This is a genomic window from Draconibacterium halophilum, assembly GCF_010448835.1.
In the GTDB taxonomy this organism is placed as follows: Bacteria; Bacteroidota; Bacteroidia; order Bacteroidales; family Prolixibacteraceae; genus Draconibacterium; species Draconibacterium halophilum.
Map to the genome: position 1 here is coordinate 162,322 of NZ_CP048409.1, position 21,355 is coordinate 183,676.

A 21,355-nucleotide genomic window follows, 5' to 3' on the forward strand; every position below is an offset into this window, starting at 1 on the left:
ATCCTTCAATTTTTTTCTTTTTAATATTTTTTAAAAAGTACCTTTGCGCGAAATTTATATAAAAAGAAATGAGAGCACTAACTGTATTTATCTCCCTTATTTTATTCCTTTCCGGATGTGTTTCAGAGCAAAACCAAACAGAATCGGATGTATTGAACTACGTTGATCCGTTTATCGGAACCGGATTTCACGGACATACTTTTCCGGGAGCCACCACACCATTTGGCATGGTTCAGCTAAGTCCGGATACGCACATTATGGGCTGGGATGCCAGTAGCGGTTATCATTATGAAGATTCTACCATTTATGGTTTCAGTCATACTCATTTGAGCGGCACCGGTATTGGCGATCTTGGCGATGTACTTTTGCTCCCTTACTCCAACTCCGACGAGTTAAAACCTGTTGGATTGTTTGACAAAAAAGACGAAACAGCATCGCCCGGTTATTATAAAGTGCGGCTAAAAAACCTGAATGTTACTGCCGAATTAACGGCTACAAAACGCGTAGGCTTTCACCAATATACCTATGACGAAAGTAACGATAGAAATGTATTGCTCGACCTGGGCCACATTTTGCAGCCCAACTGGGGACACAAAATGATAAAAAATACCATTCACCAAATTGATGATAAAACTTTTGAAGGCGTTCAGAAAACAAAAGGCTGGGCCGAAGATCATTTGGTTGCTTACCGGATTGAATTCTCTGAGGAATTTGAACGGCTAAAAATATATTCTGAAGGGGAACCCAGCTCAGAAACCAAACTTTCAGGAAAAGATATCAAGTTACATTTCAGATTTCCGGATAACAATAAAGCCCTGCTGGTAAAAGTAGCTTTATCGGTGGTTGACGAAGAAGGTGCAACTAAAAATATACAAGCTGAACTTTCGGGGTGGGACTTTGCACAAACTGTTAGGCAGGCCAAAGCCGGGTGGCATGACGCCCTGCAGGGAATTACGATTTCAACAGATGATGAAACGGTAAAAACCAATTTTTACACCGCACTTTACCACAGCATGATGTCGCCGTTTATTGCGCAGGATGTAGATGGCCGTTACCGTGGAATGGACAAAACCATCCGCCAGGCGCCCGAAGGATTTACCAACTATACGGTATTTTCTTTGTGGGATACTTTCCGTGCTTTTCACCCGCTCATTACCATTATACGACCTGAAAAGGCCGGCGAATGGGCCGAGGCGCTGGTTCAGAAATACCGTGAAGGAGGCCTTCTTCCGAAATGGCCGTTGGCATCGAATTACACCGGAACAATGGTGGGCTATCCGGCAACATCGGTTATGGCCGATGCGCTGGCAAAAGGCTTGGTTCCAAATGCCGATTTGAATGTATGGAAGGAAGCTGCAATAACATCAGCTACATGGCAACCCGAGTGGTTTGAAAAACATAAAGGAACACGTGCCGCAGAAGTGATGATGAAGCACATTTATTACAAAGAGAAATATGGGTTTGTGCCATCTGATTCTATAACAGCTTCCGTTTCGTATGGTGTTGAAATGGCTTATTATGATTGGTGTGTAGCCGAAATTGCCAAAACTGCCGGCGACGATAAAGCAGCAGATGAGTTTTACAAAAAGTCGAAATACTACGAAAATTATTTTGATGCCACGACAGGATTTATGCGCGGGAAAAACGGCGATGGCAGTTGGCGTACGCCTTTTAATCCCAAATACTCCGATCATAATCATGCCGACTACACCGAAGGTAATGCCTACCAGTGGAGCTATTTTGCGCCGCATGACACGAATGGAATGGTCGATTTGTTCGGTAGTAAAGATGCTTTCGAATCGAGTTTGGACAGCCTCTTTACAACCAGCTCCGAGATATTGGGAGAAAATGCTTCGGCGGATATCACCGGACTGATTGGGCAATATGCACACGGAAACGAGCCAAGTCACCACATGGCTTATTTATACAACTACACCAACGCAAAGTGGAAAACACAAAAATACCTCGACCACGTGTTGTACGATTTCTATCTGCCAGAACCTGCAGGAATAATTGGTAACGAAGATTGCGGACAGATGTCAGCGTGGTATGTATTAAACGCCATTGGTTTTTACCAGGTTTGCCCCGGCGACCCGACATATACAATTGGGCGTCCTGTCGTTGATAAAGCTTCGGTGAGAGTTCCTGGGGGTAGTTTTGAGATCCTTGCTCATAACAATTCAAAAGAAAATAAATACATCGACAAAGTTTTATTAAACGGAGAGACATTGAATGAGCCATTCTTTTCGCATGAAGACTTGATGAAAGGTGGCAAACTGGAATTTTTTATGTCAGCAGAACATTAGCCCACGCAACCTTTAATAAACATTGTTCATCTGTGTACTAAACAAAAGACAATGCGAACTAGTTATTTTTTCTTGTTAAGCCTGCTACTGCTGGCTTTTACTTCATGCACCGACAGTTCTGATGACGAACTTGAAATGCCGGAACGTAGTTATACCAAACTGATCGAACGTAATTCAGACAATACTTTTGAGGCCGAATTGATCACAAAAGGCGAATCGTATTACCCTCCACGCCAGGATGTTATTGACGCCACTGAATGGTCGGGCATGGAAGTACCTGAAACAGCTTATTGGTATTACAATCATTTTGATGGGGTACTGATTCCATACTGCATTACCACCGACGCCATTGATTATTATTCCGACTTAATCGATCAATACAATGCGAACAAAGACGATGTTTTCTTTCTTACCGCTGAATTCACCTATACGGCAAATGTTTCTTTTCATGATGTTTACACTTCACCCGACACCAATTCTGAAGGCCACAATGTTGAGCCGCAAAATTTTGAGTCGGTTTATGTGGTAACACTCGATTTATACTGGATGGACTACTGTGGACCTCTTTGTGCCATGTGGATTGAAAAACAACGAATTGTTGTTTTTGATGAATCGGGCGATTTACTTGAAGTCTTTATGGACGGAACGATATCAGTTCCGGTTTCCTAACCAATTCGAATATAAAAAGAGCCTTACGATCTTTTATCGATCTATGTAAGGCTCTTTTACTTTTTAAACTGTATCAGAAGAGTATAGCATCCAAGTATTGAATCAGATTACTGCCGATGATTGTACTGTCTGCCGGATCTACTTTTACATTTAAATGATAATAAGTGAGATCCCACCAAACTCTTTCCGGCGTAATGCTCCCGCGTAATGTATCCTGATGTGTAAAATTTGTTTTTTGTGCAGCTGCATTCAATACCAAAACAACCAACAATGCTGCAATAAATAATCTGTGTCTCATCAAACTACAATTTAGAAATCCGTGTTATTGAATTGCTTTATTGTATGCATCTGCTCCGCCAACAACCGGAATCTCAATGCTTGTTCCGTTCAAATCAACCGTTAATTCTGTTCCGGGCTTTGGATGAAGCGTAAAATCTTTATCACTTGAAAAAATCATCAAGCCAATCTGCTGCCCGGCTTTAATTACCTGATCATCGGGTTGCAGCTCGAAAGTTATTTCGTAAAACGTACCCGGTTTTAGTGGTTGGCTTTCACGCAGTGATTTATAATTCTGCAAATCGGCCCAGCCACGGGTGATAATATTATCGGTAATTTTAACACGGCGACCATTATTCCATGGCAACGACACCAGGTAAACTGAAAGATTGACGGCCGGTTTGCTGCTGGCAGCTTTAATCGTAATTTTTGATTTACCGGAAAGATGCAGTTCTTCTTTCAACTCGGGACTTACATACATTAAGCGGTGTTCTGTAATTTCAGCCTCTGCCAGTGCCTCTCCCGAAAACGAGTAATTATCAACCAGCGTTTCATTTGCTTGCTCTGAAGGCTGCACGGTAACAAGTGCACCATGAGCAGGTGCTCCTGAAGTAAGGAAAAACGTCACCGGACTGGCATCAGGGTTTGGATAATCTTTATACGGCGTAGGCTTGTCGCGTTCGTCATCTTCGCGAACGATCCAGGCTTTTGGATCGTTTTCCACACCATTTTCTACACCAAACAAATAGCGCGTAAACCAACGGTTCATCATACTAATTGGTGGTGGTCCACCGTGTCCGTTTTGGTGATAGTAAATCTGGGTGGGAATTCCTTTTGCTTTTGCAGCTTCGTAAATGCGATAACTGTGCTCGGGCATAACATTCCAATCGTTAAACCCGTGCGACATCAGCAAAGCTGCTTTCATCGGCTCCATATCATTCAGGTAATCACGTCCGGCCCAAAAGTCATTATAGTCGCCGGTAATTCGGTCCTGTCCGTTTTTCATTTCATCATCGCGAACTGTTTTTCGGGCAAATGCACGTTTATCCAAATCACCGCTGTGAATAAAATCGAAAAGCACATCTACATCTTCACCCAAATAACCTCCGGGAGACCGCACCAAACCATTCGAGCGGTAATAATGATAATAAGAAGTGTTTGGTGCCACAGGAATGATTGCTTCCAAACCTTCCACTCCTGTTGTTGCAGCTGCCAGTGGCAGTGTTCCGTTATACGAAGTTCCGGTCATTCCCACTTTCCCTGTACTCCAGTAGGCCTCAACTTCTTCGTCTCCTCTTCTGGTTTTGTAACCTTTTGCACGTCCGCAAAGCCAGTCGATAACTGCTTTTGGTGCCAGCGATTCGTTATCGCCACCAACTGTTGGTGAGCCATCAGACAATCCCGTTCCGGGCGATGAAGAATGAACAACAACATAACCACGAGGTACCCAGGTAGACACATGACCTTTTGAAATGATCGGCCTTTTTCCTCGTCGTTGAATTTCGGGTGGATGCACATGTTGGGTTGGTTTCTCGCCAATTTCGTGACGCACATCCCAAAAAAACTCGCGATTATTTCCTGCTGTACCGGCAAAATACGGGCTTGAATTATATACCACCGGAAGTTTTAATCCTTCGCTTTCGGTTTGTCGTGGACGCGTTACATCAACATGCATACGGTCCAAAAGACCATCGCCATCCGAGTCAAATTCGGTTTCCACCCAAAGGTCTTCGCGAATCCAGTAAGCCGGATCTTCAAACGCTTTTACAATTTGCGCCTCTCCATTTTCAAAAAAAGGCTTTGCCGGTTCTTTCTGTGCACGGCTATCAATAGGGCACAACTGAACAAGAACCAAACAAACAACACTTAAAATCAGTTTTTTACTACTCTTCATCCTAACAATTTTTTTGCAGCCCTTGATGGTAAAAACACAACCACAGACTGTTTTATTACAGTTTTTTTTATGATATGCCTACAAAAAACAGGGGGTAACAGGCTAATTTATTTGAAAAGTTAAATATAAACACACTCAGGATTAATTTGATGACGAATGACAGACTTTGTTAAATATTTGTAAGGAATTAAAGCATAATTCATCCTTTTCTTAATTTAAAGAGTTATTTGTATTTTATTTACATCAACTATTAATTCGACAGTTATGAGACAAATCGTTTGCCCAATATCGAAAGATAAAGTGGACGAAAAAATTACCCGAATAAACGCCCTAGTTGGAATTTTACTGGTTATAACAGCTTTTGTAATGAATTCGTCAATCTTTTTGATTGTGCTGATGGCCGACTTTTTTATGCGTGCTTTTACCCAGGTAAAGCACAGCCCGATTAGTTATGTTAGTCATCGTTTGTCGAATGCACTTAACTTAAAAGAGAAACCAATATCTAAAGCACCAAAAATATTTGCTGCCCGACTTGGTTTCGTAATGTCGCTTATAATTGTTGGCTTGTTTTTAACGCAGCTAAACACTGCAGCAATGATTGTTGCCAGCATGCTGGTATTTTTTGCATCGCTCGAATTTGCGTTGGGTATTTGTATGGGCTGCATTATATACACTTATATCGTACTACCATTTTATAAATAATTCTACTTAATACAATTTTTCGGTTTAAAGGCTTCTGTTTAATTACAGAGGCCTTTTTTATTTTCCATTTCCAACAAATCGAATTAAGAATGCCACCGTCACACAAATTGGTGAGTGTAAATTTCTTAGTCTTCATATTAAATTTTTGTCGACATTCGGATTGTTTACGAAGAAGTTTGTGGGCTAGCTTTTTAAATTTATTTAAAATTGCTTCACTTATTTATAAAAAATCGCACGGCTTTTTCGATTATCAACTTGTAACGGTAACAACCACTGATGGTAAAAACAAGAAACAACGTCACTAATCCTGCGCTGTGGGTTCCAACTGCCTATTTTGCAATGGGATTGCCTTTTATGGTACTGGCACAATCAACAGCTATCATGTATAAAAACATGGGGATCTCCGATTCGAAGATTGCGTTCTGGACCTCGCTGATTATGCTTCCGTGGACCTTAAAACCATTGTGGAGCCCGGTTTTAGAGATGTTTAAATCAAAGAAATTCTTTGTTGTAACCAGCCAATTTATTACGGCAATAACTTTTGCATTAATTGCTTTTGCGCTTCCCCTACCCAACTTTTTTGCATACACCATTGCCTTGCTTGGGGTTATTGGATTTAGCGGTGCCACCACCGATATTGCAACCGATGGCGTTTACCTCAGCGTTCTATCATTAAAAGATCAAGCAAAATACATTGGTTGGCAGGGGGCTTCATATAACGTTGGGAAATTTCTGGCCTATGGTGGATTTGTTACCATCGCCGGAATTCTTGAAAAACAAATGGGCGTGGTAAATGCCTGGGTAGCTGTTATGCTTGGAATTGGTGGCGTGATGGCTCTAGTAGGTCTTTATCACTCGCGCATGTTACCCGGCGGCGAAACTTCGACATCGGAAGTAAAAAGCCTGAAGGAAGGATTTACCACACTTTGGGATGTACTAAGAACATTTTTTCAGAAAAAATACATTTACTGTTACATTGCCTTTATTGTATTGTACCGTTTTGCCGAAGGATTTGCCATAAAAATTGCACCGCTGTTTTTTAAAGCTGCCGTTGCCGATGGCGGACTAGGGTTATCAACCACCGAAATTGGCGTGATTTACGGAACCTTCGGAACAGCTGCATTTGTAGCAGGTTCGATACTTGCAGGCTACTTTATTGCGCGCCGCGGATTAAAAAAAGCATTGTTAATTCTGGTTAGTACCTTTAATATTCCTTTTCTGGTGTATGCTTTGCTGGCCCATTATCAACCATCGAGCCTTTACCTGGTAGGCGGCGCAGTTGTTCTCGAATATTTTGGCTATGGTTTTGGTTTTGTTGGCCTAATGTTGTTTATGATGCAGCAGGTAGCTCCCGGAAAATACAAAATGGCACACTATGCTTTTGCCACCGGAATAATGAATCTTGGCTTTATGGTGCCATCGATGCTAAGTGGTTATATTAGCGACTGGCTGGGCTATAAAATGTTTTTTGCCTGGGTGTTGATAGCTACCATTCCAATATTTATTGCTGCACGATTTGTGCCTTTCGGACACTCCGATAATGAAGATGACGAAAAAATAGAAATAGAGAAAAATGGCTAATAAAGTAAACATACCTTTTGAAGAGCGCCCTAAAAATTGCACCGATGTTATGTGGCGCTATTCCCAAAATCCGGTAATTGGCCGGTACGAAATTCCTACATCAAACAGTATTTTCAACAGTGCTGTTGTGCCTTTTGAAGATGGTTTTGCCGGCGTTTTTCGCTGCGACAACAAAGCTGTTCAGATGAACATTTTTGATGGTTTTAGCAAAGACGGAATCAACTGGGACATCAATCATGAACCCATTGAAATGGTTGCCGGAAATACGGAGATGATCGAATCGGATTATAAATACGATCCGCGGGTTACCTGGATTGAAGACCGCTACTGGGTAACCTGGTGTAACGGTTACCACGGACCAACAATCGGCATTGCCTATACTTTTGATTTCAAAACCTTTCACCAGTGTGAGAATGCCTTTTTACCTTTTAACCGGAATGGTGTGCTTTTCCCTGAAAAAATTAACGGAAAATACGCCATGTTAAGTCGCCCAAGCGATAATGGTCATACACCTTTTGGCGATATTTACATCAGTTACAGCCCGGATATGAAATACTGGGGCGAACACCGCTGTGTAATGAAAGTTACTCCGTTTGAGCTGAGTGCCTGGCAGTGTACAAAAATTGGCGCCGGATCGGTTCCTATTAAAACTGAAGAAGGCTGGCTGGAGTTCTATCACGGTGTAATCAACACTTGTAATGGATTTCGTTACTCAATGGGAGCTGCCATTCTCGATCTGGAAGATCCAACAAAAGTGCTGTACCGCACACAGCCATATTTGCTGGCTCCTGCAGCGCCTTACGAACTGGCCGGCGATGTACCGAATGTAGTATTCCCTTGTGCCGCACTTAGCGATGGTGAAAAAATAGCCGTTTATTACGGTGCTGCCGATACGGTTGTGGGAATGGCTTTTGCTTACCAGCAGGAATTGATTGATTTTATTAAGGAAAATTCGATATAAAATAGTAGTTCACGCAAAGACGCGAAGGTTTCGCAAAGGGCGCAGAGAAAAATCTTCATGAACTTTGCGCTATTTATTTCTTTGCGTGAACCTTTTTATGCCTTTAGTAAATTCAGCACATCGTCCTTTCTCCGTCTGGATATTAAAATCCTATCGCCATTAGAAAGCTCTAGGGTTCCTCCATCGGTTTTCGAATATGCCACTACATGTTTTAAGTTTACCAGATGGGATTTATGCGTTCTTACAAAAGCATATTCCTTTAACAGGTCCTCAAACTCGACGAGTGTTTTCGCTACGAGCAAATGCTTTTTTTCTTGTAGATAAATATGTGTGTAATTGCTTTCTCCCTTGCAATGAACGATATTTTTCACTTCCACAAATTCAATCCGATCATTGGTTGGCAATCCAATACGCGGATTTTCAGGCTGCAAAATATTACGATTCAATTCACGAATTTGCCGGTTTTCTTCCTTCTTCTGAATGCGCTGAATCACCTTTTCAACAGCCGTTTTCAGCTCGTTGTAGTTTATGGGTTTAAGAATGTAATCGGCAGCCGAAAAGCGTATGGCTTTAATCGCGTAATTGTCGTAAGCTGTTACAAAAATTACCTCGAAGTTGATCTCAGCAAAATGCTCAAGCAGCTGAAAACCATTTTCCCCGGGCATTTCAATATCGAGAAAAACCAATTGCGGCTTTTCATTTTTAATAAGCTGGATAGCTGACTTCACTGAATTTGCTAGTCCCACCAACATTACATCCGGGCAATGTGACTCAAGCAGCCCAGCCAAATTTTCGCGGCCGTGTTTTTCGTCGTCAACTATAATTGATTTTATCTGCATTTTAAAAAGTTCTTGCAAAGTCACAAAGGTTTCGCAGAATTCGCCAAGTACATCTGCGAACTTTGCGTTTCTCCTTTTCTTTGCGTGAAACAGTATTACAAATTATTTACAATCCGATGGATCCCATCTTTTAGGACACTGGTGTTAAAATTAATCAAAAGTCCAAGTTTCAAACCCGACAACTTCAAATAGGTTAAAGTTTGAGCATAATGAACCGGAGCCAAAGTTTCAACAGATTTTACTTCAACCAGGATCTTGTTGTTAACGACTAAATCAATTCTGTAACCAACATCCTGCTTTACATACTTGTAAACAAATGGCATTGGGACTTGCTGTTTAACTTCAAAACCCATTTCTCTCAATTCAAAAGCTAATGCATTTTCATAAGCTGACTCTAAGAGCCCCGGGCCAACAACTTTATGTATTTCGATTGCGGCTCCGATTGTTTTGTAAGAAAGGTCGTTTTCATTCATTATTTGCGAGTTTACAATTTATGATGAACAATTTATGTAAAAATGCAGGTTCACGCAAAGAACACTAAGATTTCGCAAAGGGCACAAAGCAGGTCTTTTACAAACTCTGCGCTCCTTATTTACTTTGCGTGAACTCTTCTTTATTTTTCTTCAGGCAAAATAATTTGCACGCGCGTTCCTTCCTCCAAGTCGGTGGTGGTAAGCGCATATTTCTCACCTTGTTTTTGCTGAAGAATCTCTAACCGTTCTTTCATCAGTTTTGTGCCTTTCCCGTTCTTTTGTTGCTGTATTTCTTTTGCGGCAGTGCGGCCAATTCCGTTGTCGGTGATTGTGATTAATACAAATGCGTCTTTCTTCGTAACATCAATTTTTAGATGTTTCTCACCATTTTTATTCTGAAGGCCATGAAGAATGGCATTCTCCACAAAAGGTTGCATCAACATCGATGGAATCTGCGTATTGTGCGCATCAATTTTGTCATCAACACCAATTTCAAAATAGAAATTGAAACGCAGCTTTTCCAAATTCAAATATTGCTGAATCATTTCCAATTCTTCGGCCAGCGACACCTCTTCCTTCTCTGAATTATTCAGCACTTTTCGAATCAATCCGGCAAAATCGCTTAAATACAAATGGGCCTCGCGGCCCTTGTTTTGCTGAACCAGGTTTTGCACCGAATTCAAACTGTTAAAAAGAAAATGGGGGTTCATTTGACTCCGGATAGCCGTAAGCTCCAACTCCCGGAGTCGCCTTTTTTGCTCCTCCTTTCGGAATTGCTGCCGAACCCGCCATTTCCATAATAGTAAACCTATTATCAAAATGGTTAGGATGCTGAGTAATACTACTATTATAATTTGTAGTTGCGATTTATTCAGTTCTTTTTTTTTAGGCTGCAGACTTTGTTTGGCGTAATTTATTGCATCCTGTGGATCATAGGCAAATGCTAAACGTACTCCGTTATTGTCGTAAACAATTATATGGCGAGAGCCTGATTTGAAAATATCTTTTATACTAACATCTGTATTAAGAAGAAAAAGTTGGTTTGCAACCGGTTCTGCTCTTGACATATAGTCCATCCACTCCTGATAATTACTCCCTTCAACTACCATTACAAAGTTTATATCCGGATTCTTTTCCGCCAGTTCATCAAAACTATAGCGACCTGCTCCCCAGCGTTCCGTCACGTAAAAAATAGTTGGTTTTTCACCAAAAAAGTCTTTTAAATACTCTGCCTCTCCTTTTTCATTAAAGAATTTGGTGTCGGGTACATAATCCTTTTCGTTCCATTGAGATTGCGTGTGTATGATATTTTCAAGCGATTGAGTAAATTCAGGATCGTTGCACAATCGTAGAATCAAATCAAGGTATTTATCAACTTCATTTTGGCGAAAAATTGTAGCTTTTGATTCCTGTTTATCAATTGTAGTTTTTCCCTGAACCAACATTTCTGCAATTTGTCCGTAAAGTGCCGGACCTGCCAGTAAAGTTTTTGCTATTTCAATTTTATTCGGTAAGTCGCTATAAAATCTTAATTCAGTTGTCGCGGTTGTCATTGTTGCGTAGCCAAAATAACTTACATCGTATACCTTTTTTACGGTTTGAAAATAATTGGACAAATAACTGTTGGCAAACTGTCTGGAGAAAACGCCATATTCATTGTATATTTCATGAAGTGCAACTTTATTTAAAACCTTGTTTAAATAGTCTATGTCTACCAGATCCTCTTCTGGGAAATATACTCGTCCCCATTTCACTCGCTGCTTATATTCCCACGTAGAAAGAAATTCCAGGACACCACACATTAAGTTGGCTTTTAGCTCATTGGTAATAAAATCGAAAACATATTCGGGAATAACGTCTTTATAAGCCATCGTTTTAGCATCAAGATTATCAATTGCATCTTTTAAATTAGCGAATTTCATATTGGAGATCCACCACCAGTTTACGGCATTAAAATTCATTCTTTGTTTAAGCCAGTTATGCTCCTTGTTAAAATTATAAAGCAACTCCTGAGCCTCATTAAAATCCCCAGAAAACTCTACATCCCAAGGGAATTCTCCGTTTGCAGTTAAGTTAATATTGCTTCCCGGCTCAGCATAGAGTGGAATTGTAGGTAAATCGATTGTAGAGTTAGTTTGACCAAATAGCAGAAAAACCAAGCCAGGATGTTCAAGTTCCGTTTCAAAATGAAATGAATTGTTTTCATCCAGAAATGTTGTTTCCTGGTACAATTCTGTTCCATAAGAATTACGCAGTAATGCCAGCGTAACCTTTTTATTTACCAAGCCACGTAAAGTTCCGGAAACAGTTAAACGATTACTTGTCTTTGCCTTAATGCTTACCAGTTCGATGTTCTGCTCGCTATAAGATATACTATAATAATTTTCATCAATAAAGCTTGGTCGTTTAGTTGAGTCCTGCAAAATGATTTGATAATCCCTGAGAAACTTTTCCTGATTATCCACGGAATACTTTAGCGCATAAATTCCAGGCTTTTTTTCTAAACGTCGGTTCAAAACCGATAAAACATGATCCTTTGTGGCAATCTTAATATCATATTCCTGCGGATCAACCAACTCATTATTTACCTGATAAAGTAATTGAACATATTTGGTTATTTGAGGTATCGCCTTTGTGTTAAAAGCTTCTATTCGTCGGTCCTTTGAGACTTGATCAAATGCTTTTTTGTCTAACCTCTTTTTAGCAGCCAATAAAACTTCATCGCGGTTGTAAAGCTTAAGCTCACTGGTTTCTTCATTAAACTCATATTTAAAAAGTATATTACAAACCAAATTTTCATACGCATCAGTTCTCACTCTTCCGTAATACTCATTTTGAAACTCCGGATATTCGTAATCCCTGTATGCAAATGGAATTTCACCAGGCTTTTGGAGAGTGTTTTTGCTAACAGTTACAAATAGCAATTTTTTGTTATCTGGCTCGGTCGTTCTATATTCTATTTCCAAAATCTTGGTCCACAGAACTTCGTCCAGTTTTTTTTCATCTTTCGATAGATGATAAGTCGATTTATTAAACTGATAAATATATTTCTTACCAATTTCAGGATGCAAAAGAATAGTTTCGTTTTGAGCAAAAGAGGAACAGCAAACCAGAAGAAGTAACAACGTTATAGTTGGGATTGATTTCATAGCCATAAATTTAAAAATTATGTTATTCAAATTTGGCTGCTATTATTGAAATTTAAAAGGGCAACTTATCGAACGGTTGGATTGATTTATTTAACGGCACAAAAAAGGATAAAGGATTATTGACGAAGGATTAATTTCACGCAAAGAACGCTAAGGTTTAGCAAAGTTCGCTAAATGATTTCTTTGGGATCTTTGCGCGTCTCCGAAACTTTGCGTGAACGAATTTTTCTTTATTTTCCTTTTATTGCCTCCAAAACCAAAGGCGTTAGATCTTTACTTTCGGGCGAAATATAAGCCACGTTTCCTGCACTAACATCAAGCACATAGGTGAAATTTTGAGCTCCGGCCAGGTTGCTAATCTCTTGGTTAATTTGCTTGTATACCGGCTGAATAAGCTCCATATTCCGGTTTTGCAACTGCTGTTGTGCCGTTTGGTTGTAGGTTTGGATCTTTTGCGATTGTTCCAAAATATCGTTTTGCCGGGTTTCTTTCACAAAATCAGAATAACCTTCACTTTCTGCTTCAAACTTTTGAATGGCAGCTTCGTGTTCTGAAATCATTTCCTCGTAAATCTCTTGCATATCTTTTGCTTCCTGCTCAATTATGGTTTGAATACTATCCATTAACGGATGTTTTTGAACCAGTTCCTGAATATTAACGTGGCCAATTTTTAAGGTTTGTTGTGCATTAACTGTAGTGGCCAAAAACAGAACAACGATTGCGGATAAAAGGAATTTTATTTTCATTATTTATGTTTTTTAGATTTTTATCAAAGATGATTTAAATATTGCCCCACAACAGCTAAAAGAAGTTAAACTAACCGGGGTTAATAGTTAACAAACTAAAAGAATCTGAAAGTAAGTCTTAATTAGTGTTTCTAGTCTTAAAAAGTGTGCATTAAAAAAGGGCGGAAAACCGCCCTTTAAATTTTATATGTAGTAAAAATTATTTTGCAGGTTTTTCAAAAATAGTATCGTCAATTGGCTCATCAATTTTAATTTCTTCCATAACCACCGACTGTTTGCCCATTGGCATTTCAATTTCCATTTTACTGGCCATCTTAATTCCTTTTACGTCTTTGTACTCTACCATTTTAGTTACAATATCCATGGATTGTCCCATGGCTTCAGCTTTCGATTCAACTTTTGAGATCATATAGTCGTCAGCATTAATGTAATACGTTTGAACGGCGCCATCCTTATCCGTAAGTTTTAATTTGTAAGCTTCTGCTCCATCAGCATCAACTTTACCCAGCATTTCAATGTTACTGCCTTTTGCTTTGTAGTTGTAAAGGGCACCTTCCATATCGGCCTGCCCCATTGCTTGTTTTAACTGGGCGCCTTCAAGATCCTGAACACCGGCTCCCATCATTGGGTTAATCATCCATCCATTTTCGCCATCAAAAGCGCTTGTGGTTTTTTGTCCCATCATTTCCATATCCACCCTAAACTTGTCAGGGTTTTTCACTCTAATGTGCATGGGCATTTCCATTCCCATTACGCTAACTTTTGCTTCAATATCGAATGTTTTTACATCGGCAATTTTATCCAGGCCGTTGGCTTTGTAGTAACTATCCAATACTTTGTCGAGTGATTGTGCTTGTGTGCTGATTAATGCAAAAAGCATTAAGGCGGCTAATAAAAAGGTACGTTTCATGTGTTTATGAATTTAAGTTTTTAAAGGTAATTTTCTGAAACTTGCATAACAATACCACCCTTTTAAGATGTGTTTTGCATGCGTGTTTCATTTTGATTTTATTTTATAAAATTAAGTGCACAGAATTAGTATCACTAAAATACAAATATTACACTCCGAATCAAATAAGGGGACTAAAAATAAATTTCGGCAATAATATTTCCGTAATCCACACCTCTTTCAATCAGCATATCGCGCACTTCTACTACCATCAGCGCCTTTCCACACAGGTAATATTTTACATCGGGCAACTCTGTTAATCCCTCCAGATAGCTGGTAACCCGACCCGGAAAAACATCGCACGACTGTTCCTGCGAGCAGCAACGAACATAATTTTTTCCCATCGACCACTCCAACTCATCTTCAAAATAAAACTGGTTTAAATACCTCACTCCGTGTATTAGTGTTTTGTTCTCCGACATTCCCGACCGATACATGGCATAAAAAGGAGCGATCCCTGTTCCGGAGGCAATCCACCAGGCCGGTTCATTGGTACCCAAAAAACTTCCGTAGGGTTCCGATACATACAAAATATCGCCCGGAATCATACCAGCCATTTTAGGTGTTAAAAAACCATCGTCTTTAATGTTGAACAGAATTCGAATCTCGTCTTCCTGGTTGCCGCTGCAAATGCTGTAAATACGGGGAGGATTCTCGGTGTCAACTCCAATTTTCACCACCTGACCGGGCAAAAAATCAGAATCCCTGCGAAACGATATCACATGTACACCAGGCGAAATCTCTTCGTTATTGGTAACGACCTGCTCAATTAATGCGGGTTCTTTTTTTGTTCTTGCTGACATTTATATCGGAATAGAAAATTACAGCATCGTAACAAAACATACGGCTAATTGTTTCGGAAAGTGAAGGTTACCACAAGCTTGTCGTCAACACCGGTAAGCATATTTTTTACCTGGTAATAAACATTCAGGTTACCTGTATCTGCAATCTCATCAGAATTTCCACTTAAACTCAGAGCCGAAACATGATGCGCTTTCAGTGTAATACTTTCCGGAGCATCAAAACCTACGCCTGGCTGAACCAGCTCCAGTTCGTAATCTACATCTGAGTTATTGGTAATATTTACCACTTTTGATTCTTTATTTTTCAACTTCAAAGGTGTTTTACTGTATTCCAACGACTCGAAAAAAAGTGGCTCTAAAAATTCAGAACGACCGGCAATAATGTTGTCAAAATAAACGGCAGTTCGCCTGTTGAACAAGGCCTCTTTTATTCCGCTAATCGATCGGTTTTTTGCAAAAACAAGGGTAAGTGGGCGGTGTCCGTCACTTACATCCATTGGCCCGTGCACATCAGAATTCCCCAGCATGGTTAAGTTTTTTTCGTTAGCCCAGTCCATGGCTTCCGGGCAAAACTCCCAGTTATAAACCTCAATACCGTGTAACATATCATTCTCGAAAAAATAGGAATGTTCTTTCCACCACAATACCGAGTCGGGTTGCTGTGCATCCCAGCACGGGTGATTCCACATGATAAAAGCTCCCTGGTCGCGCGCTTCTTTTATTGCGGCCTGCACGTCTTCCAGTTCAAGCAAATTGGCATTTGTAATAAATAAAGCATTTAAATGGCCCGGCGGCATACTACGCGTAATTTCAGTTCCTTTAATCAATAAAATATCCGACTGATTGGCCAATGGTTTTGCCAAATCGTACGAACGGTTATGATCGGCTACAACATCAATCGAATGTGGACGGTATTCAATATGATCGGTAATGGAAATGGCATCCAATCCTTCTTTCCAGGCCTCTTCAACCCTAACAGTTGGCCAAACAGTACCATCAGAAAAAACGGTGTGCATGTGCAAATCGCATTTCAATGTTTTGTAACCATCAATATCCGGAATATTGATTATTCGTCGTGTCTGTGCGCTCAAAAACTCGCTGCATACAATTAGCAATACAATTATAAACCCTAATCTTTTTATCATACTGGATAATTTTAGCTGTTCAACCCTATTTTAAATCTCTCCGAAAATAGCCAACATTAAAACATTATCATATTAATTTTTTATGAATTGTAAATGAAACATTAAATTTAGGAAAATTACACGGTTCTTTTTAATTTTTTTAAAAAGAAGCTTGTTTCATATTTAAATTATTCTGATTTTTGCGAATACAGTTATGGAAAAACTATTTAAAACCACAGGAAATCAAAGTCAGGCAGTTGAGCAAAAGAAAATTGCCCAGAAAAAACAGATTCTTCGTTCAATTTATTTTAACGGCCCGCTTTCAAATTCTGATCTTGCCCGCCAAATTAAACTAAGTACACCAAAAATAAACAGCCTGCTACTCGAGCTAATTGAGGACCAATTGGTAACCGAGCTAGGACGAGGCGATTCGAGTGGTGGCCGGCGCCCGAATATTTACGGACTTGTTGAAAACGGTTTTTATGTAGTTGGAATAACCATAAATGTGGCCCGAACTATTATTTCCATTTTTAACAGCTGCAACGAGGAAGTTAGCGGCCCTCACTATTTCCCCATAAAAATGTCGTCAGACATTAACCTTTTTAACCAGGTTAATGCCGAGTTGGAGAAAGTTATCAAAGATAGTAATATCGACCGCGAAAAGATTTTAGTGGCCGGACTCGAATTACCGGGATTGATTAACCAAAAAGAAGGCATCAACCAAACCTATTTCCCTGAAGAAAAGAACCTGTTTTCGCAATTACAACAAATATTTGGTATACCGGTTTTTATCAACCACGATGCAAAATTGCGGACTTTTGCTGAACAGTATTTTGGTTTGGCGAAGGGTAAGAAAAACGTATTGATGTTGCAGGCCGACTGGGGCTTGGGACTAGGAATTATTGTTAACGGGAAGCTTTATACCGGGAAATCCGGCTATTCGGGAGAATTCGGGCACCTGCCACTGGCCGATAACGGAGTGCTTTGTGTTTGTGGAAAACAGGGCTGTTTGGAAACAATTGTTTCAGCCAACGCCATTGCACGGCAAGCCCGCGAAGGAATTCAACAGGGACATTCTTCGCTGATTAAGGACCTGGTTAAAGATGATTTAGACAAAATAGATATTTCAACAGTCATTCAGGCAGCCAATTCCGGCGACCAGTTTGCTATTTCTTTATTCTCCGAAGTAGGAAAATGGTTAGGAAGAGGAATGGCCTATCTAATCCAGATATTTAATCCTGAATTGATAATTATTGGTGGACAAGTTGCAGTGGCCAGTCAGTTTATTTTGGCGCCCATTCAACAAGCCATTCATACATTTAGCAACCGCGACATAAGCAACGAAACCAAAATCCTTTTTTCTGAATTGGGTACCAAAGCGGGAACCATGGGAGCCGCAGCTTATGCGCTGGAACGTATTTCAAAAAAATAAAATATGACAATCAATTTTACAAAGGTTGAAGAAGCATTTTTCGAAGAAACAAACTCAAAAGAAATTTCGACCAAAATTCCGTATATCACCACCGAAAGTTTTCCAAAACTGGGGTTGCTTTCAGCGTTAAGCTTTTTAGAGTGGGCAAGTATAAACCCGACTGGTGTAGTAAGTTTACCAACAGGAAAAACGGCACAATATTTTCTTGATTTTACACACCTTTTACTCAATAACTGGGACAACAAGAAAGGAAAAGACTTTTTGGAAAAATATGGTTTGGCCGATGTAAATAAGCCCGATCTGAGCGAACTCTCTTTTGTACAAATGGGCGAATTTTTCCCCATTAACCCGGAACAACATAACAGCCTTTACAACTATGCACAAAAACAATATATCGATGGTTTAGGCTTTAATAAAGATAAAGCTCTGCTCATCAATTCACAAGAAATTGAACTGGCAGAAGGCAAACACTATTCCGAGATTTTCCCTGATTTTAAGATCGACCTGTCCTTGCGTTATCGCGAAGCAAAAACGCACCAGGAGCAATTGCAAAAAGAGTCGATTTTCAAAATCGATAACTGGTGTACGGCCTACGAAAATAAGATCCGCGAAAAAGGAGGAATCGGCTTTTTCTTGAGCGGTATTGGCCCCGATGGACTGATCGCTTTTAATACCCGCGGATCTGATCATTTCTCATCAACACGTTTAACCGAAACGAACTTTGAAACGCAAGCCATAACCGCAGCTGATTTGGGTGGAATTGAGGTATCGAAAAACCGACTGGTAATTACTATTGGTTTGGGCACACTTACTTTCAATCCTGAAAATAAAGCAATTGTTTATGCTGCAGGAGAAGCCATTGCCGATACTATAAAAGCTTCGTTAGAAAGCGAACCGAGTGTGACTTATCCGGCGACAGCTCTTCATAAATTGAAGAATGCCCGTTTTTACCTTACAGAAGGTGCAGCGGTTGCACTTGAAGACAGCATTGAGAGCTATTACACTTGCACACCGTGGAACCACCAGAAAACAGAAAGAGCGGTAATTGAGCTCTGCAAAAAAATAAACAAATTTGGCTCTAAACTGGATTTGGAAGACCTAAAAGCTGATAAATACTGCAGTATGATTCCTGATTTGAACGAAAACACGGTTCAGTCGGTAATCGATTCCATTTTAGCAAAACTGCAAAAAGGGATGGAAAAAGAGGTGGACCAGGTGTATTACCATACCGGCCCGCACCACGACGATATTATGCTTGGCATTATGCCATCTACCAATCGCCAGTCGCGCGATGCCAGTAACGAGCTTCATTTTTCGGTAGCTACATCAGGTTTTACTGCGGTTACAAACACATTTCTATACGATCTTCTGGTTGATACGAAAGACCTGATGGACCAGGGGAAAATTGAGATGATTGACTTCCCCGACTTTTTTAAAGACGGGTATAAATACAAGTGGGACAAAGATATTTACCACTACCTCGACAACATTGCGGCGCAGGATGAAGAAGAAAAACGTCGCGGAGTTTGCCACCGCGTTATACGTGCATTGGTTTCCATTTGGGGAATTAACAACGAGGAAGAACTTCGTGAGACCATTTTTGAAATCCATACCAGTTTGAAAAATACCTATGACGGTGGAAAAAATCCATCAAAAATTCAGAAGCTGAAAGGTATGATCCGCGAGTTTGAAGAGGAACTGGTTTGGGCGCACTACGGCATTATGGTGAAAAATGTTCATCACTTGCGATTGGGCTTTTACTCGGGCGAATCGAACTACGAAAAAGACATCCTTCCAATTTTGGAAGACTTTAGAAAATACAAACCAACTGTAATTAGTCTGGCTATGGATCCGCAGGGAAGCGGCCCTGATACGCACTATAAAGTGTTGATGGCAATTGCAAAAGCCGTTGAGGACTGGAGCAAAGAAGAAGACCTGAGCGAACTGCGAATTGTTGGTTACCGTAATGTATGGTTTAAATACAACCCGTGGGATGTGGAGGTGATCGTTCCGGTTTCGCTTAACTCGCTGGCAACACTGGGCAAGTCGTTTTCGGAGTGTTACATTACTCAAGTCAATGCTTCGTTCCCGAGTTACCAGCTCGATGGAAAATTCAGCGATCTGACACAACGCGTTTGGTTCGATCAGCATAAACAAATACAGCTGCTGCTGGGTAAAAACTTTTTCTACCAAAACGATTCGCCGCTGTTACGCGCCACACATGGTGTAATTTACCACCGCGAATTAACTGTTGAGCAATTCCTTGAAGAAGCCCAGAAACTGGGAAAAGCAATGGAAAATATACTTTAAAAAAACCACATATAATGAAACTAGTTATTCATAACAACTACGACGAATTGAGCATTTGGGCTGCAAATCATATTGCCGAAAAAATTAATGATTTTAAGCCATCGGCAGAAAAACCGTTTGTGCTGGGGTTACCAACCGGATCAACACCACTTGGCACTTACAAAACACTGATCGACTTATACAACCAAGGGAAAGTATCATTTAAAAATGTGGTAACTTTTAACATGGACGAGTACGTAGGTATTGCCGAAGATCATCCGGAAAGCTACCACTGTTTTATGTTCGATAACTTTTTTAACCACATCGATATTCAGAAAGAAAATATCAATATTCTTGACGGAAATGCAGCCGACCTGGATGCAGAATGCGAGCGTTACGAAGCCAAAATAGAATCGTACGGTGGCATTGAATTGTTTATGGGTGGAATGGGTGCCGATGGTCACCTGGCTTTTAATATCCCGGGGTCATCGATTCAGTCGCGCACACGTTTGGTAGATCTTAATTACGATACGATTGTGGCCAACTCACGTTTCTTCGATAACGATTTGAACCAGGTACCTAAACAGGCTTTAACTGTTGGTGTACAAACTGTGCTCGACTCGAAAGAAGTGCTGGTTTTGGTAAACGGATATAAAAAAGCCCGCGCCCTGCAAAATGTAGTGGAAAACGGAATTAACCACATGTGGACATTATCGGCCATGCAAATGCACCCTAACGGAATTATAGTTTGCGACGAAGATGCCACAATGGAACTAAAAGTAGGAACTGTAAAGTATTTTAAAGAATCAGTTTAAACCAACTGAGTTTTAATAAAAAACTGCCCGCCTGAATCTTCAGAGCGGGCAGTTGTGTTAAATAATAATCCCGAATTGATTAGTGATTATCACATCCCGAAAATACATTTTCTTTTCAACTGAACCAAAGAAGAACTGCTTGATTCTACAATTTTTTAAACATGTTTTTTTTGTGAAGTAACTACCAAGATCCTTTATACTACTGACCTGCAGATCTTTTCTTCACTGGCTTAACAACCACCTCATTGTTGCACGATGGACAACTATAAATTTCGCATCCGGTGCAGGCAAAACAATTACTGCACGAACGTGGAACATCGAGATTTGAGAATTGAAAATTACAGTTT

At 40.2% G+C, this 21,355-nt stretch carries 17 protein-coding genes; 8 read left to right on the plus strand and 9 right to left on the minus strand.

The window, feature by feature from the left end:
- Positions 1 to 68 precede the first annotated feature (68 nt).
- Together G0Q07_RS00475 and G0Q07_RS00480 are read left to right on the plus strand one after the other, a co-directional pair.
- Complete coding sequence (locus G0Q07_RS00475) at positions 69 to 2,306, plus strand: GH92 family glycosyl hydrolase (protein ID WP_163344197.1); 2,238 nt, start codon at positions 69 to 71, stop codon at positions 2,304 to 2,306.
- 51 nt (positions 2,307 to 2,357) lie between these two features.
- The gene (locus tag G0Q07_RS00480) at positions 2,358 to 2,975 is read left to right on the plus strand and encodes a hypothetical protein (protein WP_163344199.1); all 618 of its coding nucleotides are present in this window, start codon (positions 2,358 to 2,360) and stop codon (positions 2,973 to 2,975) included.
- Positions 2,976 to 3,048: 73 nt separating this feature from the next.
- Here the strand turns inward: G0Q07_RS00480 and G0Q07_RS00485 are convergent, their stop codons facing one another.
- Together G0Q07_RS00485 and G0Q07_RS00490 are read right to left on the minus strand one after the other, a co-directional pair.
- The gene (locus G0Q07_RS00485) at positions 3,049 to 3,273 is read right to left on the minus strand and encodes a hypothetical protein (RefSeq protein ID WP_163344034.1); all 225 of its coding nucleotides are present in this window, start codon (positions 3,271 to 3,273) and stop codon (positions 3,049 to 3,051) included.
- A gap of 24 nt (positions 3,274 to 3,297) precedes the next feature.
- Positions 3,298 to 5,145, minus strand: coding sequence for a Xaa-Pro dipeptidyl-peptidase (locus G0Q07_RS00490; protein ID WP_163344201.1), 1,848 nt, complete (start codon positions 5,143 to 5,145; stop codon positions 3,298 to 3,300).
- 264 nt (positions 5,146 to 5,409) lie between these two features.
- On the opposite strand from G0Q07_RS00490, the gene G0Q07_RS00495 reads away from it, so the two are divergent.
- The 3 genes from G0Q07_RS00495 (at position 5,410) to G0Q07_RS00505 (ending at position 8,389) form a co-directional block, all read left to right on the plus strand.
- Entirely contained in the window at positions 5,410 to 5,847 is a 438-nt protein-coding gene (locus G0Q07_RS00495) for a DUF4395 domain-containing protein (RefSeq protein WP_163344203.1), read from the plus strand.
- 276 nt (positions 5,848 to 6,123) lie between these two features.
- Positions 6,124 to 7,428 carry an MFS transporter gene (locus G0Q07_RS00500; protein WP_163344205.1) on the plus strand — a complete coding sequence of 435 codons (1,305 nt, stop codon included), beginning with the start codon at positions 6,124 to 6,126 and terminating at the stop codon, positions 7,426 to 7,428.
- Positions 7,421 to 8,389 (plus strand): glycoside hydrolase family 130 protein, encoded by a 969-nt coding sequence (locus G0Q07_RS00505; RefSeq protein ID WP_163344207.1) that lies wholly within the window; start codon positions 7,421 to 7,423, stop codon positions 8,387 to 8,389. The genes G0Q07_RS00500 and G0Q07_RS00505 overlap by 8 nt, the downstream gene beginning before the upstream one ends.
- A 95-nt stretch (positions 8,390 to 8,484) precedes the next feature.
- Here G0Q07_RS00505 and G0Q07_RS00510 read toward each other — a convergent pair whose 3' ends face one another.
- From G0Q07_RS00510 to G0Q07_RS00540, 7 genes are all read right to left on the minus strand, one after another.
- Positions 8,485 to 9,228 carry a LytR/AlgR family response regulator transcription factor gene (locus G0Q07_RS00510; protein ID WP_163344209.1) on the minus strand — a complete coding sequence of 248 codons (744 nt, stop codon included), beginning with the start codon at positions 9,226 to 9,228 and terminating at the stop codon, positions 8,485 to 8,487.
- A gap of 95 nt (positions 9,229 to 9,323) precedes the next feature.
- Positions 9,324 to 9,701: a GxxExxY protein gene (locus tag G0Q07_RS00515; protein WP_163344211.1), complete on the minus strand. Its 378-nt coding sequence runs from the start codon at positions 9,699 to 9,701 to the stop codon at positions 9,324 to 9,326.
- 140 nt (positions 9,702 to 9,841) lie between these two features.
- Positions 9,842 to 12,850, minus strand: a complete 3,009-nt coding sequence (locus G0Q07_RS00520) for a sensor histidine kinase (protein ID WP_163344213.1) — start codon at positions 12,848 to 12,850, stop codon at positions 9,842 to 9,844.
- Between the two features lie 230 nt (positions 12,851 to 13,080).
- Positions 13,081 to 13,596 carry an OmpH family outer membrane protein gene (locus G0Q07_RS00525; RefSeq protein ID WP_163344215.1) on the minus strand — a complete coding sequence of 172 codons (516 nt, stop codon included), beginning with the start codon at positions 13,594 to 13,596 and terminating at the stop codon, positions 13,081 to 13,083.
- Positions 13,597 to 13,795: 199 nt separating this feature from the next.
- The gene (locus G0Q07_RS00530; protein ID WP_163344217.1) at positions 13,796 to 14,506 is read right to left on the minus strand and encodes an outer membrane lipoprotein-sorting protein; all 711 of its coding nucleotides are present in this window, start codon (positions 14,504 to 14,506) and stop codon (positions 13,796 to 13,798) included.
- A gap of 173 nt (positions 14,507 to 14,679) precedes the next feature.
- Positions 14,680 to 15,348 (minus strand): ferredoxin--NADP reductase, encoded by a 669-nt coding sequence (locus G0Q07_RS00535; protein WP_163344219.1) that lies wholly within the window; start codon positions 15,346 to 15,348, stop codon positions 14,680 to 14,682.
- Between the two features lie 44 nt (positions 15,349 to 15,392).
- Complete coding sequence (locus G0Q07_RS00540) at positions 15,393 to 16,493, minus strand: Sb-PDE family phosphodiesterase (RefSeq protein ID WP_163344221.1); 1,101 nt, start codon at positions 16,491 to 16,493, stop codon at positions 15,393 to 15,395.
- 193 nt (positions 16,494 to 16,686) lie between these two features.
- Here G0Q07_RS00540 and G0Q07_RS00545 point away from each other — a divergent pair, with 193 nt between their 5' ends.
- Genes G0Q07_RS00545 through nagB form a run of 3 tightly spaced genes read left to right on the plus strand, consistent with a single transcriptional unit; the run spans position 16,687 to position 21,008 of the window.
- On the plus strand, positions 16,687 to 17,904 hold the full coding sequence (locus tag G0Q07_RS00545) for an ROK family transcriptional regulator (RefSeq protein WP_163344223.1): 1,218 nt from the start codon (positions 16,687 to 16,689) through the stop codon (positions 17,902 to 17,904).
- A gap of 3 nt (positions 17,905 to 17,907) precedes the next feature.
- Complete coding sequence (locus G0Q07_RS00550; protein WP_163344225.1) at positions 17,908 to 20,214, plus strand: glucosamine-6-phosphate isomerase; 2,307 nt, start codon at positions 17,908 to 17,910, stop codon at positions 20,212 to 20,214.
- Positions 20,215 to 20,228: 14 nt separating this feature from the next.
- Positions 20,229 to 21,008, plus strand: a complete 780-nt coding sequence (gene nagB, locus G0Q07_RS00555; protein ID WP_163344227.1) for a glucosamine-6-phosphate deaminase — start codon at positions 20,229 to 20,231, stop codon at positions 21,006 to 21,008.
- Positions 21,009 to 21,355 lie beyond the last annotated feature (347 nt).

Excerpts from the sequence above, each read along its gene's own strand:
- G0Q07_RS00475 (WP_163344197.1), top strand. The coding sequence starts at position 69 with ATGAGAGCACTAACTGTATTTATCTCCCTTATTTTATTCCTTTCCGGA.
- G0Q07_RS00480 (WP_163344199.1), top strand. The coding sequence starts at position 2,358 with ATGCGAACTAGTTATTTTTTCTTGTTAAGCCTGCTACTGCTGGCTTTT.
- G0Q07_RS00485 (WP_163344034.1), bottom strand. The coding sequence starts at position 3,273 with ATGAGACACAGATTATTTATTGCAGCATTGTTGGTTGTTTTGGTATTG.
- G0Q07_RS00490 (WP_163344201.1), bottom strand. The coding sequence starts at position 5,145 with ATGAAGAGTAGTAAAAAACTGATTTTAAGTGTTGTTTGTTTGGTTCTT.
- G0Q07_RS00495 (WP_163344203.1), top strand. The coding sequence starts at position 5,410 with ATGAGACAAATCGTTTGCCCAATATCGAAAGATAAAGTGGACGAAAAA.
- G0Q07_RS00500 (WP_163344205.1), top strand. The coding sequence starts at position 6,124 with ATGGTAAAAACAAGAAACAACGTCACTAATCCTGCGCTGTGGGTTCCA.
- G0Q07_RS00505 (WP_163344207.1), top strand. The coding sequence starts at position 7,421 with ATGGCTAATAAAGTAAACATACCTTTTGAAGAGCGCCCTAAAAATTGC.
- G0Q07_RS00510 (WP_163344209.1), bottom strand. The coding sequence starts at position 9,228 with ATGCAGATAAAATCAATTATAGTTGACGACGAAAAACACGGCCGCGAA.
- G0Q07_RS00515 (WP_163344211.1), bottom strand. The coding sequence starts at position 9,701 with ATGAATGAAAACGACCTTTCTTACAAAACAATCGGAGCCGCAATCGAA.
- G0Q07_RS00520 (WP_163344213.1), bottom strand. The coding sequence starts at position 12,850 with ATGAAATCAATCCCAACTATAACGTTGTTACTTCTTCTGGTTTGCTGT.
- G0Q07_RS00525 (WP_163344215.1), bottom strand. The coding sequence starts at position 13,596 with ATGAAAATAAAATTCCTTTTATCCGCAATCGTTGTTCTGTTTTTGGCC.
- G0Q07_RS00530 (WP_163344217.1), bottom strand. The coding sequence starts at position 14,506 with ATGAAACGTACCTTTTTATTAGCCGCCTTAATGCTTTTTGCATTAATC.
- G0Q07_RS00535 (WP_163344219.1), bottom strand. The coding sequence starts at position 15,348 with ATGTCAGCAAGAACAAAAAAAGAACCCGCATTAATTGAGCAGGTCGTT.
- G0Q07_RS00540 (WP_163344221.1), bottom strand. The coding sequence starts at position 16,493 with ATGATAAAAAGATTAGGGTTTATAATTGTATTGCTAATTGTATGCAGC.
- G0Q07_RS00545 (WP_163344223.1), top strand. The coding sequence starts at position 16,687 with ATGGAAAAACTATTTAAAACCACAGGAAATCAAAGTCAGGCAGTTGAG.
- G0Q07_RS00550 (WP_163344225.1), top strand. The coding sequence starts at position 17,908 with ATGACAATCAATTTTACAAAGGTTGAAGAAGCATTTTTCGAAGAAACA.
- nagB (WP_163344227.1), top strand. The coding sequence starts at position 20,229 with ATGAAACTAGTTATTCATAACAACTACGACGAATTGAGCATTTGGGCT.